The 13,884-nt window shown below is 66.0% G+C and carries 16 protein-coding genes; 7 read left to right on the forward strand and 9 right to left on the reverse strand.

Translation table 11 applies throughout. The annotated features are described in order from the left end of the window. Nucleotides 1–70: 70 nt before the first annotated feature. Together AC3WUF_RS01185 and AC3WUF_RS01190 are read right to left on the reverse strand one after the other, a co-directional pair. Nucleotides 71–523 carry a hypothetical protein gene (locus tag AC3WUF_RS01185; RefSeq protein ID WP_492421582.1) on the reverse strand — a complete coding sequence of 151 codons (453 nt, stop codon included), beginning with the start codon at nucleotides 521–523 and terminating at the stop codon, nucleotides 71–73. A gap of 219 nt (nucleotides 524–742) precedes the next feature. Next, on the reverse strand, nucleotides 743–1,636 hold the full coding sequence (locus AC3WUF_RS01190; RefSeq protein ID WP_492421584.1) for a LysR family transcriptional regulator: 894 nt from the start codon (nucleotides 1,634–1,636) through the stop codon (nucleotides 743–745). 110 nt (nucleotides 1,637–1,746) lie between these two features. On the opposite strand from AC3WUF_RS01190, the gene ilvD reads away from it, so the two are divergent. From ilvD to AC3WUF_RS01215, 5 genes are read left to right on the forward strand one after another with little or no spacing between them, the layout of a single operon-like run. Beyond that, nucleotides 1,747–3,588, forward strand: a complete 1,842-nt coding sequence (ilvD, locus tag AC3WUF_RS01195) for a dihydroxy-acid dehydratase (protein WP_492421586.1) — start codon at nucleotides 1,747–1,749, stop codon at nucleotides 3,586–3,588. Nucleotides 3,589–3,639: 51 nt separating this feature from the next. Then, a complete protein-coding gene (locus AC3WUF_RS01200; protein ID WP_492421588.1) occupies nucleotides 3,640–4,539 on the forward strand; it encodes a hypothetical protein in 900 nt (299 codons plus the stop codon). A 36-nt stretch (nucleotides 4,540–4,575) separates the two neighbouring features. Continuing rightward, on the forward strand, nucleotides 4,576–5,847 hold the full coding sequence (locus AC3WUF_RS01205) for an NADH:flavin oxidoreductase/NADH oxidase family protein (RefSeq protein WP_492421590.1): 1,272 nt from the start codon (nucleotides 4,576–4,578) through the stop codon (nucleotides 5,845–5,847). After that, on the forward strand, nucleotides 5,844–6,296 hold the full coding sequence (locus AC3WUF_RS01210) for a hypothetical protein (RefSeq protein WP_492421592.1): 453 nt from the start codon (nucleotides 5,844–5,846) through the stop codon (nucleotides 6,294–6,296). Before AC3WUF_RS01205 ends, AC3WUF_RS01210 begins: the two co-directional genes overlap by 4 nt. Nucleotides 6,297–6,326: 30 nt before the next feature. Beyond that, nucleotides 6,327–7,343: a zinc-binding dehydrogenase gene (locus tag AC3WUF_RS01215; RefSeq protein WP_492421594.1), complete on the forward strand. Its 1,017-nt coding sequence runs from the start codon at nucleotides 6,327–6,329 to the stop codon at nucleotides 7,341–7,343. A 12-nt stretch (nucleotides 7,344–7,355) separates the two neighbouring features. Here the strand turns inward: AC3WUF_RS01215 and AC3WUF_RS01220 are convergent, their stop codons facing one another. Beyond that, complete coding sequence (locus AC3WUF_RS01220; protein ID WP_492421596.1) at nucleotides 7,356–8,540, reverse strand: WG repeat-containing protein; 1,185 nt, start codon at nucleotides 8,538–8,540, stop codon at nucleotides 7,356–7,358. A gap of 224 nt (nucleotides 8,541–8,764) precedes the next feature. Between AC3WUF_RS01220 and AC3WUF_RS01225 the strand changes: the two genes are divergently transcribed. After that, nucleotides 8,765–9,436 (forward strand): TVP38/TMEM64 family protein, encoded by a 672-nt coding sequence (locus AC3WUF_RS01225; protein WP_492421598.1) that lies wholly within the window; start codon nucleotides 8,765–8,767, stop codon nucleotides 9,434–9,436. 16 nt (nucleotides 9,437–9,452) lie between these two features. Further along, nucleotides 9,453–9,683: a PGPGW domain-containing protein gene (locus AC3WUF_RS01230; protein WP_492421600.1), complete on the forward strand. Its 231-nt coding sequence runs from the start codon at nucleotides 9,453–9,455 to the stop codon at nucleotides 9,681–9,683. 15 nt (nucleotides 9,684–9,698) lie between these two features. On the opposite strand, the gene AC3WUF_RS01235 is transcribed toward AC3WUF_RS01230, so the two are convergent. From AC3WUF_RS01235 to AC3WUF_RS01260, 6 genes are all read right to left on the reverse strand, one after another. After that, nucleotides 9,699–9,875 carry a hypothetical protein gene (locus AC3WUF_RS01235; protein ID WP_492421602.1) on the reverse strand — a complete coding sequence of 59 codons (177 nt, stop codon included), beginning with the start codon at nucleotides 9,873–9,875 and terminating at the stop codon, nucleotides 9,699–9,701. A gap of 16 nt (nucleotides 9,876–9,891) precedes the next feature. Continuing rightward, nucleotides 9,892–10,872, reverse strand: a complete 981-nt coding sequence (locus AC3WUF_RS01240; RefSeq protein ID WP_492421604.1) for an esterase/lipase family protein — start codon at nucleotides 10,870–10,872, stop codon at nucleotides 9,892–9,894. 129 nt (nucleotides 10,873–11,001) lie between these two features. After that, the gene (locus AC3WUF_RS01245) at nucleotides 11,002–11,910 is read right to left on the reverse strand and encodes an FAD:protein FMN transferase (protein WP_492421606.1); all 909 of its coding nucleotides are present in this window, start codon (nucleotides 11,908–11,910) and stop codon (nucleotides 11,002–11,004) included. Further along, on the reverse strand, nucleotides 11,907–13,079 hold the full coding sequence (locus AC3WUF_RS01250) for a DUF3570 domain-containing protein (protein ID WP_492421608.1): 1,173 nt from the start codon (nucleotides 13,077–13,079) through the stop codon (nucleotides 11,907–11,909). The genes AC3WUF_RS01245 and AC3WUF_RS01250 overlap by 4 nt, the downstream gene beginning before the upstream one ends. A gap of 50 nt (nucleotides 13,080–13,129) precedes the next feature. Next, nucleotides 13,130–13,348: a DUF4266 domain-containing protein gene (locus tag AC3WUF_RS01255; protein ID WP_492421610.1), complete on the reverse strand. Its 219-nt coding sequence runs from the start codon at nucleotides 13,346–13,348 to the stop codon at nucleotides 13,130–13,132. Continuing rightward, nucleotides 13,345–13,860 (reverse strand): TlpA family protein disulfide reductase, encoded by a 516-nt coding sequence (locus tag AC3WUF_RS01260; protein ID WP_492421612.1) that lies wholly within the window; start codon nucleotides 13,858–13,860, stop codon nucleotides 13,345–13,347. Before AC3WUF_RS01260 ends, AC3WUF_RS01255 begins: the two co-directional genes overlap by 4 nt. Nucleotides 13,861–13,884 lie beyond the last annotated feature (24 nt).

The following is a 13,884-nucleotide window of genomic DNA, read 5'->3' on the forward strand; positions in this document are numbered from 1 at the left end:
TGACATTTTCTTGTATTATTTATTGCAATGTGCTGAAAAAGGCACATTGCAGGCCCGCCACCGGCGCCGCCTAGCCCCTGGGGCGATATCCCGGTGTGCCGAAGACCGCAGGCCGGCGTCCGCCGCCGTTGCGTCCGTCCCGCGCGGTATCGGCACCGAAGATTTTCTGGGCGCCGCGGTCAACGGCCGCCGCGCAGCGAACCAGCATGTCGCGCGCCGAGCGCATCCATTCGCTGTGTTCCGAGAGCGCATTGAGACCGGGGAACGAGTCGGCCAGCTGCACGACCGTTTCCGTGTCGATCCGCAGATCCAGCCGCGCACTCAGCGCCGCGAAAGCGTGCAGCAGCGCAGCCGCTTCGGAGACCCAGCGCGACATCTCTTCGCGGCTCATCGCCGCTGGGGGGCTGCCGTTCTGCGCGTCGTACTGCCGAATCAGCAGGTCCGCATCGCTACTGACCAGCAGCTCGGGCCGGGCGAGGCAGACGCCCTGCCGCTCGAAATGGAGGTCTTCGATGGTGGCCATCGGATGCTCAGAGAAGCACTACGCCCAACTTGCTCATGTCATTCCCCCGACACTGCCTGCCTGCGATTCCCCGTGCTGCGACGACACCACCGCGACCTGGATGCATGCAGGTCTGCGGTATCTGGCGTCGAAGAGGACCAAAGCTGACACATTTGCGGCCGACAAAACAGCTGCGTTGTCCTACATCCCGGCTCAGGGCGCTGATTGCGCGGAAGTTTTTTATGCCTGCGAGCGGGCCGCCCGTAACAGGCCCGCAACAAAGTTCAGCACCAGCGGACTCTCGCTGCCACGCGGCTGCAGAACGCCAATCTCGACCGCGGCCGCCGGCCCGCGCAGCGGCCGGTACTGCACGCCGCTGCGCCGCAGTTTCTGCACGGACGCTGGCACCAGCGCGAAGCCCATGCCGCAGGCAACAAGGCTGATGACGGTCTGCATCTGGCGCGCCTGCTGGGTGATGCGCGGCGCAAACCCGGCGGCGCGACAGCGGCCGACAATCTGGTCGAACAGCCCCGGGGCCAGATCGCGCGGCGGCACGATGAAGCTCTCGTTCGACAGCAGCCTGAGATCCACCGCCTTGCCGTCCTTGATCAGCCGGTGCGCGGTCGGCGCGGCCAGCAGCAGATCTTCGCGGATCAGCGAATCAAACCGCAGGTCCGCCGCATCCACCGGGCCGATGCCGATGCCCAGATCGAGCCGCGCCGCGCGGATCTCGCGGATCTGCGCATCCGTCGTCAGCTCGTGCAGCTGCACTTCGACGGCGGGATAAAGACTGCGGAATTCCTTCAGCGCCGGCGGCAGGACGCCGTAGTCGGCAATCGACACGAAGCCGATCGCCAACGTGCCGACATCGCCGCGACCGGCGTCGACCGTCTTCTGCTTGCCGCGCTCCAGTTGCGCCAGCACCGCGCGCATCTCTTCGAAGAACACCTGACCCGCCGCGGTCAGCGTCACGCCGCGGTTCGTGCGGTCGAGCAGGCGCACGCCGAGTTCGTCCTCCAGCGCCTTCAACTGGGTCGACAGCGGCGGCTGCGAAATATGCAGACGCAAGGCCGCGCGCGAGAAGCTGCGCTCCTCGGCCACCGCGATGAAGTACTTCAGCTGACGGAGTTCCACTATTCGTTTGACGTATAGCAAGAGTCCGTCAATTGTATTGGCCGGTATGGAAGCCGTCGACCAGAATTGCGCCGCCGCCGCAGTGGCGGCCGCAAACAGGACGCAAGCCCATGCCAGCACTCCGTTCAAGCACCAGCACCACCGGCCGCAACATGGCCGGCGCCCGCGCCCTGTGGCGCGCCACAGGCATGAAGGACGGCGACTTCGGCAAGCCGATCATTGCGGTCGCCAACTCCTTCACGCAGTTCGTGCCCGGCCACGTGCATCTGCAGCATCTTGGCCAGCTGGTGATCGGTGAGATCGACAAGGCCGGCGGCGTCGGCAAGGAATTCAACACGATCGCCGTCGACGACGGCATCGCGATGGGCCACGACGGCATGCTCTACAGCCTGCCGTCGCGCGACCTCATCGCCGACAGCATCGAGTTCATGTGCAACGCGCACACCGTCGACGCGCTGGTGTGCATCTCGAACTGCGACAAGATCACACCGGGCATGCTGATGGCGGCGCTGCGCCTGAACATCCCGGTGATCTTCGTATCCGGCGGGCCGATGGAAGCCGGTCGGACGAAGCTTGGCGGCAAGCCGGTCGCGCTCGACCTGATCGACGCGATGGTTGCCGCCGGCGACCTGCGCGTCTCGGACGCCGACGTCGAGACCATCGAACGCTCGGCCTGTCCGACCTGCGGTTCCTGCTCGGGCATGTTCACCGCCAATTCGATGAATTGCCTGACCGAAGCGCTCGGTCTCGCCTTGCCCGGCAACGGCTCCCTGCTGGCGACCCATGCCGATCGCGAGAAGCTGTTTCGCGAGGCGGGCCGTCGCATCGTCGCGCTCGCCCAGCGCTACTACCGCGACGGCGACGAGCGCGCGCTGCCGCGCAATATCGCCAGCCGCATCGCGTTCGAGAATGCGATGTCGCTCGACATCGCGATGGGCGGCTCGAGCAACACCGTGTTGCACCTGCTCGCCGCCGCGCAGGAAGCGGGTGTCGACTTCGTGATGCAGGACATCGATCGTCTTTCGCGTAGCGTACCGACGCTGTGCAAGGTCGCGCCGTCCGGGCCGCATCACCTGGAGGACGTCCATCGCGCCGGCGGCGTCATGGCGATCCTCGGCGAGCTGGATCGCGCGGGACTGCTCGACACCTCGGTGCCGACGGTTCACTCGACGACCCTGGCCGAAGCGCTGGATCGATGGGACGTGGCACGCAGCGACGACGGCGCGGTGCATGAGTTCTATCGCGCTGCACCGGCTGGCGTCGCCAGCCAGAAAGCGTTTTCACAGAACTGCCGCTACGAGCAGCTGGACATGGACCGGGCCCAGGGCTGCATCCGCGCCGTGACGTCCGCATTCAGTGCCGACGGCGGGCTCGCGGTGCTGTCGGGCAATCTCGCCGAGCGCGGCTGCATCGTGAAGACCGCGGGCGTGGATACCCGGCTGCTGAGCTTCCGCGGCCCGGCGGTGATCTTCGAAAGCCAGGACGCTGCCGTCGAAGCGATCCTTGCCGGCAACGTGAAGGCCGGCGATGCGCTGATCGTCCGCTACGAGGGACCGCGTGGCGGACCCGGCATGCAGGAAATGCTCTATCCGACGAGCTATCTGAAATCGAAAGGTCTTGCGCAGCATTGCGCGCTGATCACCGACGGCCGCTTCTCCGGCGGCAGCTCCGGACTCTCGATCGGCCATGTGTCGCCCGAGGCTGCGGAAGGCGGCAACATCGCGCTGATCGAGACCGGCGACATCATCGTCATCGATATCCCGCAGCGGAGCATTCGCGTCGAGGTGGACGACGCAACGCTGATGCGCCGCCGGACTGCCCAGGCCGCACAGGGCTGGAAACCGGCGCAGCCGCGCAAGCGCCAGGTCAGCGCGGCGCTCAAGGCCTACGCCGCCCTGACGACCAGCGCCGACAGGGGCGCGGTCAGGAATCGCCAGTTGCTGGACGTCTGACGACGGCAGTCCTGCTACGCTCGGTGCGCCTCGGCGGACAGGAACAGCGGCATGCGCAGGATACTGATGCTGGTTGCACTGAGCTTGAGTTCAACGGCGGCACTGGCGCTGGAACCATTCAGTTGTCGCAACGGCCTGTTTCCTTCCGCCGCAGGTCATGTCAGCGCGGCAACGCTGAATATCGACAAGGGCGCCAGGGCGCATCTGAGATCGGACGAGGAAGGCTGCCCTGCCGAAGCGCGCTGCGTCACGAAGGCATTCCTGATCGGCGGCGACAAGGTGCTGGTCTCCGCCGAGAAGGAAGGCTGGAGCTGCATCTGGTATTTCGGCAAGAAGCGAGAGTTCGTCGGCTGGTTGCCGAGCAGCGCACTGACCAAAACGAGTCCGGCCAGGACCAGCGAGGCGGATTGGATCGGCACCTGGCATCCGATCGCCGGCGACAACGAGATCCGCATCGCGCGCAAGGATCAGCGCACGCTCGATGTCCAAGGCAACGCGACCTGGACCGGCGGCTCGGATGCCGATGCGCCGGTGGTCCATGAAGGAGAGTTGGCCGGTGAAGCTCAGCCGGTCAATGATCTGCTGACGATCGGCACTGACGACATGTCCGACTGCGCGGTCAAGATGCAGCTGGTCGCCGGCAGTCTGGTGGTCCGCGACAACGGGCTCTGCGGCGGACTGAATGTGCGCTTCGACGATGTCTACCGACGCACGTCGACGACGCCGGCGACCATCCCCGCCGATGCGCAGGCCGTCATCGACCGCGTCGCCTCATGCTTCCACTTCTCCGGCGAGCTCAATGGCGACGGCTCCGAGCGCGACAAGGAAGTCTCCGCGACGATGGCCGAACTGCGCTGCGACACGATCGAGAAGGACGAAGCCGCCCTGCAAAGCAGATACCCCGGCAACGCCGCGATCCGCCGGGCGCTGCAGGCCGCAACGGAGCTGTAGAGTTTCACCCCGATCTTCATCCGTTCGAGAACCTTCATGCCGGATTCCTCGCCTGCTCTCAATCCCCTGTCGCAGCCGCTGCAGTTGCCGAACGGCAGCACGCTGCGCAATCGCCTCGTCAAATCGGCGATGAGCGAAGCGATGGGCACCTACGACAACCGGCCGACGGCGGAGCTGGTCGAGCTGTACCGGCGCTGGGCGGCCTCCGGCATCGGCTTGCTGGTGACCGGCAACATCATGGTCGACCGCCGCGCGCTCGGCGAGCCCGGCAATGTCGTCGTCGAAGACGAGACCCATCTGCCGATGCTGCAGCGATGGGCGAAGGCCTGCACGGCGCAGGGTGTCGCGGTCTGGGTCCAGCTCAACCATCCGGGCAAGCAGTCGCCGAAGGGACTCAACCGGCGCAATCTCTCCGCGTCGGCCATTCCGTTCGGCAAGGACATGGCGCCGTTCTTCGACAAGCCGCACGAGGCCAGCGAGGCCGACATCGAAGACATCATCCGCCGCTTCGGGCGCAGCGCGGCGATCTGCAAAAAGGCCGGTTTCAGCGGCGTGCAGATACACGGCGCGCATGGCTATCTGGTCAGCCAGTTCCTGTCCGAGCGGCACAACCAGCGCAAGGACAAATGGGGCGGCAGTCCGGAAAACCGTCGCCGCTTCGTGCTGGAGGTCTATGCCGAAATCCGCCGCCAGGTGGGCAAGGACTTTCCGGTCGGCATCAAGCTCAACTCGACCGACTTCCAGCGCGGCGGCTTCAGCGAGGACGAATCGATGGCGACGATAGAGGCGCTGTCGGCAGCGGGCATCGACCTGATCGAGATATCCGGCGGCACCTACGAAGCGCCGGCGATGACCGGTACGCTGAACCAAACGCGCAAGGCATCGACGGTCGCACGCGAGGCCTACTTCCTCGACTTCGCCGAGAAACTTCGCGCGCGGATCAGGACGCCGCTGGTGGTCACCGGCGGATTCCGTAGCGCCGCCGGCATGAACGCGGCGCTGCAGTCGGGCGCGCTCGATCTGATCGGCATCGCGCGGCTGATGGCGATCGACCCGGATGCGCCCGCCGCGTTGCTGAAAGGCCGCGACAGCGCGCACAGCGTGCGTGCCATCAACACCGGTATCGGCTTCATCGACCGCATGGCGCTGATGGAAGTCGCCTGGTACACGCTGCAACTGAAGCGCATCGGCGCCGGACGCGATCCGCAGCCGAACGAGAGCGGATTGTTCGCGTTCGTGAAGACTGCCGCCCACAGCGGCTGGGGCACGTTCAAGACCCGGCGTCTGCGCGCCCGGACCCCGGCATGAAAGTCGCGCACTTCCAGATCGCGCTGGCCAAGGCGACGCAGCCACAGGCCGCGGCGGCGTTGCGGGCGATGGAACCGCTGTTCGTGACTTTCGTCGAGCTGCACACGTCGTTTGCGCAACGCATCGAGGCCAGCAAGGCGGCGCGCGGCGAGGCGCCGACCAAGCTGAGCAAGGCACGCCGGCAGGATCTGCAAGGCTATGCGCAGGATGCCGAGGAGATCGACCGGCAGGTCACCGAGCAGCTGCGCGCACTCAGCGCCGCCGAGATCGTCGAATCGCTGCGCACCGGCCTGCGTTCCGACCTGACGTTCTGGAAGGGTAGCCTGAAGCACTTCCACGCAGCGGAGCTGCCGCTGGGCCGCGAGTACGTCGATTCGGAACAGCGCTTAATTGAAGCGATGGATCGATATCTGAGCGAGTTCGCAGATGCAAAACAACGCGATGGGTAATCCGTACCAGCAAGGCGCAGGAGCATCAGCATGAAACAGATGGTCATCACGGCCGCCGGCGGTCCCGAGAAGCTGCAGCCGCGCGAATTCCCCGATCCGGTTCCGAGCGGCCGGCAACTGCGCATCCGCGTTCGCGCGGCGGGTATCAACTTCGCCGACATCCTCGCTCGCAAGGGGCTGTATCCGGATGCGCCGAAGTTGCCTGCCGCGGTCGGCTACGAGGTGTCGGGGCTGGTCGACGCCGCCGGGCCGCAGGCCGATCCGCAGTGGGTCGGAAAGAAGGTCATGGCCCTGACGCGCTTCAACGGCTACGCCGACACGGCGGTCGTCGAGGAGCATCAGGCCTTCGCGATGCCGGAATCCTTGTCGTTCGAACAATGCGCGGCGATCCCGGTGAACTACCTGACGGCCTGGCAGCTGATGGTCGTCATGGGCAGCCTGCAGGCGGACGACACGCTGCTGATCCACAACGCCGGCAGCGGCGTCGGTCTGGCCGCCATCGACATCGGCCGGCATATCGGCTGCCGCATGATCGGCACGGCCAGCCAGGGCAAGCACGCGTTCCTGCAGGCGCGCGGCCTGCACGAGGCGATCGACTACACAAAGGGCGACTGGTATCCGCCGCTGATGCGCCTGACCGGCGACCGCGGCGTCGAGCTGATCGTCGATCCGCTGGGCGGCAGTCACTGGAAGAAGAGCTACAAGGCGCTACGCCATACCGGCCGGCTCGGCATGTTCGGCATCTCGACCGCGACGGAATCCTCGTTGCCGGGCCCGCTGAAGCTGGTCGGCATGGGGCTTGGCCTGCCGATCTTCACGCCGATCGGTCTGATGAACCAGAACCGCGCGGTGTTCGGCGTCAACATGGGGCACCTCTGGCACGAGCCGGACAAGGTGGCGCAATGGATGCAGAAGATCCTGCGCGGTGTCGAGCAAGGCTGGGTGCGCCCGCACGTCGACAAGACTTTTGCGCTGACGCAGGCGGGAGACGCGCATTCGTACATCGAGGCGCGCAAGAGCACCGGCAAGGTCGTGCTGACGGTGTAGCGTCAACTGGCCCTAGGGCGATCTCCAGACTTCCTTGCCGTCCGCATTGACGTAGGCATGCGGCCCGCGGCCGGCACTCTGCAGCCAGACCCGCGCGAGACCGCCGGAAAAGTGCTCGACGCCCGCGTAGCGCGGCTCGATGCGCAGTTTTCCCTTGGCGTCGACGAACCCGTACTTGCCGCCAACGCCCACGCCCGCCAGCCCTTCGTGGAAATCGCCCGCGTCGTCGAACTGCGGCTTGACGACGAACTTGCCGTCCGGCCCGATGTAACCGAACAGCTTCTCGCTGCGCTTTCCCTCCGGCGTTAGGCCGCCGGTCAGCGTCGCGCGCGCCAGGCCTTCGCGGAACGCGTAGCCGCCGAAGAACAACGGCGGAATCACGACCGCGCCGGCAGTATCCAGATAGCCCCAGCCGCTGCCCTGGTGAAACGCGGCGCGGCCACTGGAGAAATCGGTCGACAGCTTGTAGCCGGCGGGCGGCGGAATGACGGTCGTGCCGGTCTTGTCGATGTAGCCGTACCCGCCCTTCACCTGCGCCCGCGCGCGGCCTTCGACGAACGGATACGCGTAGTTGAACTGCGCGTCGATCGCCCAACGGCCCTTGCGGTCGATGTAACCGTAGCCGCCCTTGTCGAAGATCAGCACGCAGGAAAGTCCGTCGCTGAAGGGATGCACCTTGTTGTACTCAGCGGCAATGACGAGCGCGCCGCTGCGGTCGATCCAGCCGAACTTCGAGCCGATGCGGACGATGGCCAATCCGTCGTCGAACGGAAACGCCTCGTCGAAATTCGCCTCGATGACGACGTCGCCGTTGGTGTCGACATAACCTTCGCGGCCGTCGAGTCTGAACGCCGCGAGGCCTTCGGAGAAGCTGGCGCTCATCAATGCGGCGATGCTGATCTCGTCGCCGAAATCGCCGCTGCCGCGGCTGAGCATCTTCTTGGGCGATATCGCGAGCCGGCCCGTCGCATCGATGAAACCGGTCTTGCCGTTCTGCGTAACGCGCGCCATGCCGCCGGCGAACTCGATCGGAGACTGATACTGCGGCTCGACCACCGGCTTGCCGTTGATGTCGATGGCACCGTGCTTGCCGTCGACCTCGATGGGCCACAGGCGCGGCGGCGGTGTAGCGGCGAAAGCACTGACCATCACTCCTCCGATCCCCATGGCGCAGATGACCCTGATCAGCGTCTTCATCCCGGCGCCCATCCGTAAGCTGTCGAGCATTGAGAGCCCAGTGTAGCTTCGCCGCACAGCGCCCAACACCGCGGGCGGCCGCAAAAGCCGGTGGCCGCGAGACCCCGGGCACGAATCCTGCGCATGCCGGTGACCGGAGACCATCTGCCGGGCTTGTTCAGGGGCGGCCCATGATGCGCGACTCATGCTGCGGCCCCGACCTGAAGCGGTCATGGAGTGAGGCGATGAAGCAGATTCAGCGGAGGCAGCTGATTGCCGCGGCGGTCGGGGTGTCGATCATCCTCGCCATGGCGGCGGTATGGCGCTGGACCCCTTTGGGCGAGCAGGTCGATGCATCCCACGTCGCGGCATGGATGGGTTCGATCCGGCAGAGCTGGTTTGCGCCGCTGGTGATCGCCTTGATCTACATCGGTGCCAGCCTGCTGATGCTACCGAACACGGCGCTGAACGCGGCGACGATCCTCAGCTTCGGCAGCACCACGGGCATGCTCTATGCCCTCGGCGGCAGCATGACCTCGGCGCTGGTGTTCTATGCGATCGGCCGGCACTTCGGCACCAAGCCGCTGCGCAAGCTGGCGCCGCAGCAGCTCGAGAAACTGCAGAAGGCGATGGAGCATGGCAGCACGCTGAAGGTCGCCACGCTGCGCATGGTGCCGGTGGCGCCCTTCTCGGTCGTCAACGTCGTCGCCGGTTCGATCCGCGTCGGCGCATGGCCGTTCACGGCCGGGACTTTCCTCGGCTTGTTGCCCGGCAATCTGATGATGTCTGCCTTCGGGCATCAGTTGCGCGCGGTGCTGCGCAATCCATCGCCTCGCGACTTCGCCGTGCTCGCTGCTATTGTGCTGATCGCGGCTGCGGGTGCCTGGTGGCTGCACCGGCGAACGATGGCGGCCTGATACTCCTACGCACACGATGAGCGATCACCCGAGCTACCGCGTCGCAAAGCGCATTGCGATTGCCGTCATTGGCGGCACCGTCACATTGCTCGGCATCGCGTTGCTGGTCTTGCCCGGCCCGGCTTTCATCGTCATTCCGCTGGGCCTGTCGATCCTCGCTACCGAATTCATCTGGGCGAAGCGCTGGTTGAAGAAGGCCCGCGAGATGGCGACGAAACTGGCGGCGCGCGCCACCGAAAAGCGCTAGCGGCGCGTGCCCCTGCTACGAAGCCGCGCCGCCGCCCAGCGGCGCGCGGTCGGCCGCCTCGATGGCGAGAATGCCGGCCGCGAAACGTTCCGCCTTGCCGCTGGCGAGCAGGCTCTCGATGATCTGCGCGCGCAGCCGCAGTTTGCTGAAGCCCGGCGCCAGCGGATCGGTCGGCGCCGAAATGCCGGTCACCAGCTTCTTCCAATCCTTATCGACCCACAGGTGCGGCTTGCTCTCGCACTCGTTGCGATTGGCGAACAGAACCATGTCGTCCTTGCAGACGATGCCCTGTTCGATACCCGACTCGAGACAGTCGAGCACCGCGTCGGCGTAGGCCGACGCCACTTTCCGCGGATTCATGAAGCCGCCCTCTCCCCTCGAGTTCGGAAGAGCTATCAGAGCCGACTGCCTGCGGAATAGCAAGACGATGGCGCTGCTCGCGCGCCATGTGGCCGAGGGCGCGAGGCGAGCCGAGATGGATCCCGAGTATCCGCATCACTTCCGGATTGGCGACCAGTCCGATGTGGCTGCCCTTCACCTGCACGGAATCGCCGATGCAACCGCGTGACGGAACGCAGAACTCCCAGGGCACGATGCCGTCGCGCTTGGTGAAGATGGAGAGGCAGGGAACCGCGCTCGGTTGCGGAAAGTCGAGCGGCCCCCATTTCAGCTGGGGCATGTTGCTTCGATTGAGCAGGCGGAAGGCATGCCACACCGCGATGCTGTCCGGATTGCCCTGGATCGGTGAGCCCAGCGTGATGACTTCGCGAATCAGATCCGGTCGGATGCAGGCCAGCTCGCGCGCGTAGTACCCGCCGAGGCTCCAGCCGATGATCGTCACCGGCTGCTCGAAGGCCTCGCAGGCCTGATTCACCCGATGCAGCAGACGCACGCGGGTGCCGGCCTTGGGGCCCCAGTTGATGCCTTGCTTCCAGGCCAAGGGGGTATAGCCGATCTCCTTGAGGAAACGGCGCAGCGCCAGCGTGGCCGTGTCTCCGCAGAGAAATCCGGGAATCACCAGCACCGGGCGACCATCGCCGCGCGGAATGTCCTGCAACAGGGATTTGCCGGGCAGCAGCGCGAACCGCGCCAGTTCAGCAACACAGCGAGCCTCGCCCAGGGCATTCGCGAATCGCTGGCGGGCGCTGCTGGTCACCGCGCGGCTCACTTGTTTGACGGTCGTCTTCATGTGCGTACGTCCTTTCCCATTGCATGGGATGACGGTACGCAGCGCTCAATGAATTTCCGTCGAACGGCAAGCTGCCCGACGCCATCCGGGCCGAGTTGCAAATTGCGGCTGCCCGCACCGGTCAGCGCCTCACTCTTTCTGGTGCGCGACGCTGCCGCTGACCTGCAGTTGTGCATCGATACACAGGTAAGGCAGACCCAAGGCATCCAGCCAGGCCGGCGCCTCGTCGGCGCCGAGCAGCATCGCGCAGGTTGCCGCGCTGCCGGCAATCAGGCATTGCTCGGCGAGGACGCTGACGCCGACCAGTCCTTGCGCGGGCCAGCCGGTGCTGGCGTTCAGGATGTGTCCGTAGCGCACGCCGTCGTGCTCGAAGCCGCGTTCGTAATCGCCGCTCGAAGCGATCGCACCGCCGCGTAAGGGCAGCACGGCAATCGCACCTTCCGCACGGGGATGCTGCACGCCGATCTGCCACGGCGTGCCGTCGGGATGCGGCCCAAGGACGCGCAGATCGCCGCCAAGGTCGACAAGGCCATGACGGATGCCGAGGCCGAGCAGGATCGTCGCGACGCGGTCCGCGGCGTACTCCTTGCCGAAGCCGCCGAAGTCCAGCTCCATGCCGCTGCGTGTGAGCGCAATCTGCGGTCGCTTCCAGTCCACCAGCGGCCAGCCGATCAGCGGCAGCAGCGCATCGATCTCGCGCTGTGCCGGAACGCGCCTGGCCTTGAAGTCCCAGGCGCGGCGCAGGATGCCGGAGGTGATGTCGAAGCGGCCGCCGCTCTGCTGGTACAGGGTCGCCGCGTAGTCGAGCAGCGCTGCGGTTTCGTCGTCGACGGTCGTGGATTCGCCGCTGCCCGCGCGCGCATTGATCAGCGAGACGATGCTGTCCGCGCGATAGCGGGAGTACTTGTGCTCGATGCGCAGCAGCTCCGCTTCGCCGGCCGCCGCCGCGCGATCGAGGGCGGCTTCGCTGTCCGCATAGAGGTGCAGCGCGCAGGGCCCGCCGAGGGCCCTGACGCGATGCACGCGCAGCAGACTCATATACCGAAGCGTTTCGACAGGCGCAGGTTCAGACCCAGAAACTCGACGAGGCCGGGGTTCTCGACCTTGACCGAACCGATCGCGTAATCGCCATCGGCCTGGTACCACTCGATACCGCCGCCGAGCTCCCATTCGCCCAGCGCCTTGCGCACGTCGAGCCGCAGCGAGATCGCGCCATACGGCGACAGGCGATAGTCGCTGGAGGCGTAGCCGTCGTTGCGGATGCTGGCGTAGTAAGGCGCGTAGAACTCAGCCTGCGACTGGCTGTACCAGCGGATCGCCGGCGTGATGCGCCAGGAGGCATCGATGATCTGGTTCCAGGCCAGCTCCAGCGTGTGCGCTTCGATGTTCCAGTCGTCGGTGTAATAGCGGTAGTCCGCATGCAGCGCGGCGCCGAGTTCGCCGATGTAGTGACGCAGGCGCGTCGAGATCGCGAACTGGTTGCGCGTGCCGGGGCGGCTGTCGGCGACGGTGTTGGTCTGATCGACGACCCAGGCCAGCTTGTAGGGATCGTTGAGGTAGCCGTCATGCAGGCCGTAGCTCAAGGTCGTCTGCAGCACGGTCTGGGCGTTGATGATCCAGGTCGCGCCGCCATACAGCGACAGCGAATCCTTGTCGGCCTCGTCGATCACATTGGGACTGCTGTCGCCGCGCACCGGATCGAGCTGGTCGTAGGAATAGCCGATGCCGCCGCTGAGCGTGTAGTTCGCCTCCTGCGGCGTGTACTCGGTTTCGAGGCCGCCGTTGATCGCCTCGTAGTCGTCCTCCGTGGAATAGCCGAGGAGCACGTCCCAGTCGAGGCCGGCGAACTCGACGCCGAGCGACCCCTGCACGTCGACACGGGTTTCCTCGATGCTCGCGCCGCTCATGATCAGCAACGGTCGGCCGTCACTCGCGGGGCGGATATACCAGGGCGACGCGCCGCTCATGCTTTCGACCGTCGCATTGACCTCCAGCGCCTGCGCACCGACCGGCGCGGTCAGGCGGAACAGCAGCGAGTCGATCTGATAGCGCTCGGTCTCCTGGCCGGGTTCGACCTGGCTGCCCGACAGATCCGCCTCCGCGTAGTGCGAGTACAGCAGATCGGTCTGCACTTCCGCCTGTGCCAGTCCCGGCAGCGCCATGGCAGCCGCGGTCAACGCCGACAACGAAGGTTTCGTCACGCTCATCCCCACTCCCCCAAAATAATGATCAGCTCGCGCCCGGTGACGGGACGTGCTCAGTTGCAGCCGCAACCGCCGCCGCCCAGCCCGGCACCGCCGCTGGCGGCTTCCTTGCTGAACTCGGTATGGCGCCGGTAACTCGACAGCACCGGATCCGGCTCGAAGGCCATTTCGGCACGGGCGAGATCGCCGCGCTGCCAGGGCTGCACGGTCGCGCAGGCACTGCTGGCGACTGCGACTGCCAGCAGCAGGATGCGAGTGGTCATTCTGATCATTGTGTTCTCCCCAACTCAGCTTCGATTGCAGCAACCAGCTTCGGCAGATCCTTCGCCTGATAGCCGGTCTTGATGAAACGGACGCCGCCGCTGCGGTCGAGTAAATACCCCGATGGCATGCCGCGCAAGCCGAAGGTTTCCGGCCAGACACCGGCCGGATCGAAGACCACCGGATAGCTGACCGGAATGCGCTTGAGCATCTTCAGCGCGGCGGCGCGATCGGTGTCGACATTGACGGCGACGACGCTCAGGCCGTTGCCGCTGTGCTTGCGGTACAGCGCATCAAGCGCCGGCAGCGCCTGGGCGCACGGTGCGCACCAGGAAGCAAAGAAATCGACATAGACGACCTTGCCTTGCAGCGATTGCAGCAGCAGCGGCGTGCCGTCGAGCTGCGGTGCCTGCAGCGCGGGCGCCGCATCGCCCACCTGAAGGCCCTTGCTGTCGGCCGCCAGCGCAGCCTGCATCAGCAACGCCAGCAGTGCGGCGCACGCGAGCCTCGATGCCCAATTCAATGCCTGATCCCGGACCATGCCCCA

It is taken from the genome of Fontimonas sp. FW305-C-3, from assembly GCF_058783185.1.

Excerpts from the sequence above, each read along its gene's own strand:
- AC3WUF_RS01225 (WP_492421598.1), top strand. The coding sequence starts at position 8,765 with ATGAAGCAGATTCAGCGGAGGCAGCTGATTGCCGCGGCGGTCGGGGTG.
- ilvD (WP_492421586.1), top strand. The coding sequence starts at position 1,747 with ATGCCAGCACTCCGTTCAAGCACCAGCACCACCGGCCGCAACATGGCC.
- AC3WUF_RS01210 (WP_492421592.1), top strand. The coding sequence starts at position 5,844 with ATGAAAGTCGCGCACTTCCAGATCGCGCTGGCCAAGGCGACGCAGCCA.
- AC3WUF_RS01215 (WP_492421594.1), top strand. The coding sequence starts at position 6,327 with ATGAAACAGATGGTCATCACGGCCGCCGGCGGTCCCGAGAAGCTGCAG.
- AC3WUF_RS01255 (WP_492421610.1), bottom strand. The coding sequence starts at position 13,348 with ATGATCAGAATGACCACTCGCATCCTGCTGCTGGCAGTCGCAGTCGCC.
- AC3WUF_RS01220 (WP_492421596.1), bottom strand. The coding sequence starts at position 8,540 with ATGAAGACGCTGATCAGGGTCATCTGCGCCATGGGGATCGGAGGAGTG.
- AC3WUF_RS01200 (WP_492421588.1), top strand. The coding sequence starts at position 3,640 with ATGCGCAGGATACTGATGCTGGTTGCACTGAGCTTGAGTTCAACGGCG.
- AC3WUF_RS01250 (WP_492421608.1), bottom strand. The coding sequence starts at position 13,079 with ATGAGCGTGACGAAACCTTCGTTGTCGGCGTTGACCGCGGCTGCCATG.
- AC3WUF_RS01240 (WP_492421604.1), bottom strand. The coding sequence starts at position 10,872 with ATGAAGACGACCGTCAAACAAGTGAGCCGCGCGGTGACCAGCAGCGCC.
- AC3WUF_RS01205 (WP_492421590.1), top strand. The coding sequence starts at position 4,576 with ATGCCGGATTCCTCGCCTGCTCTCAATCCCCTGTCGCAGCCGCTGCAG.
- AC3WUF_RS01245 (WP_492421606.1), bottom strand. The coding sequence starts at position 11,910 with ATGAGTCTGCTGCGCGTGCATCGCGTCAGGGCCCTCGGCGGGCCCTGC.
- AC3WUF_RS01185 (WP_492421582.1), bottom strand. The coding sequence starts at position 523 with ATGGCCACCATCGAAGACCTCCATTTCGAGCGGCAGGGCGTCTGCCTC.
- AC3WUF_RS01230 (WP_492421600.1), top strand. The coding sequence starts at position 9,453 with ATGAGCGATCACCCGAGCTACCGCGTCGCAAAGCGCATTGCGATTGCC.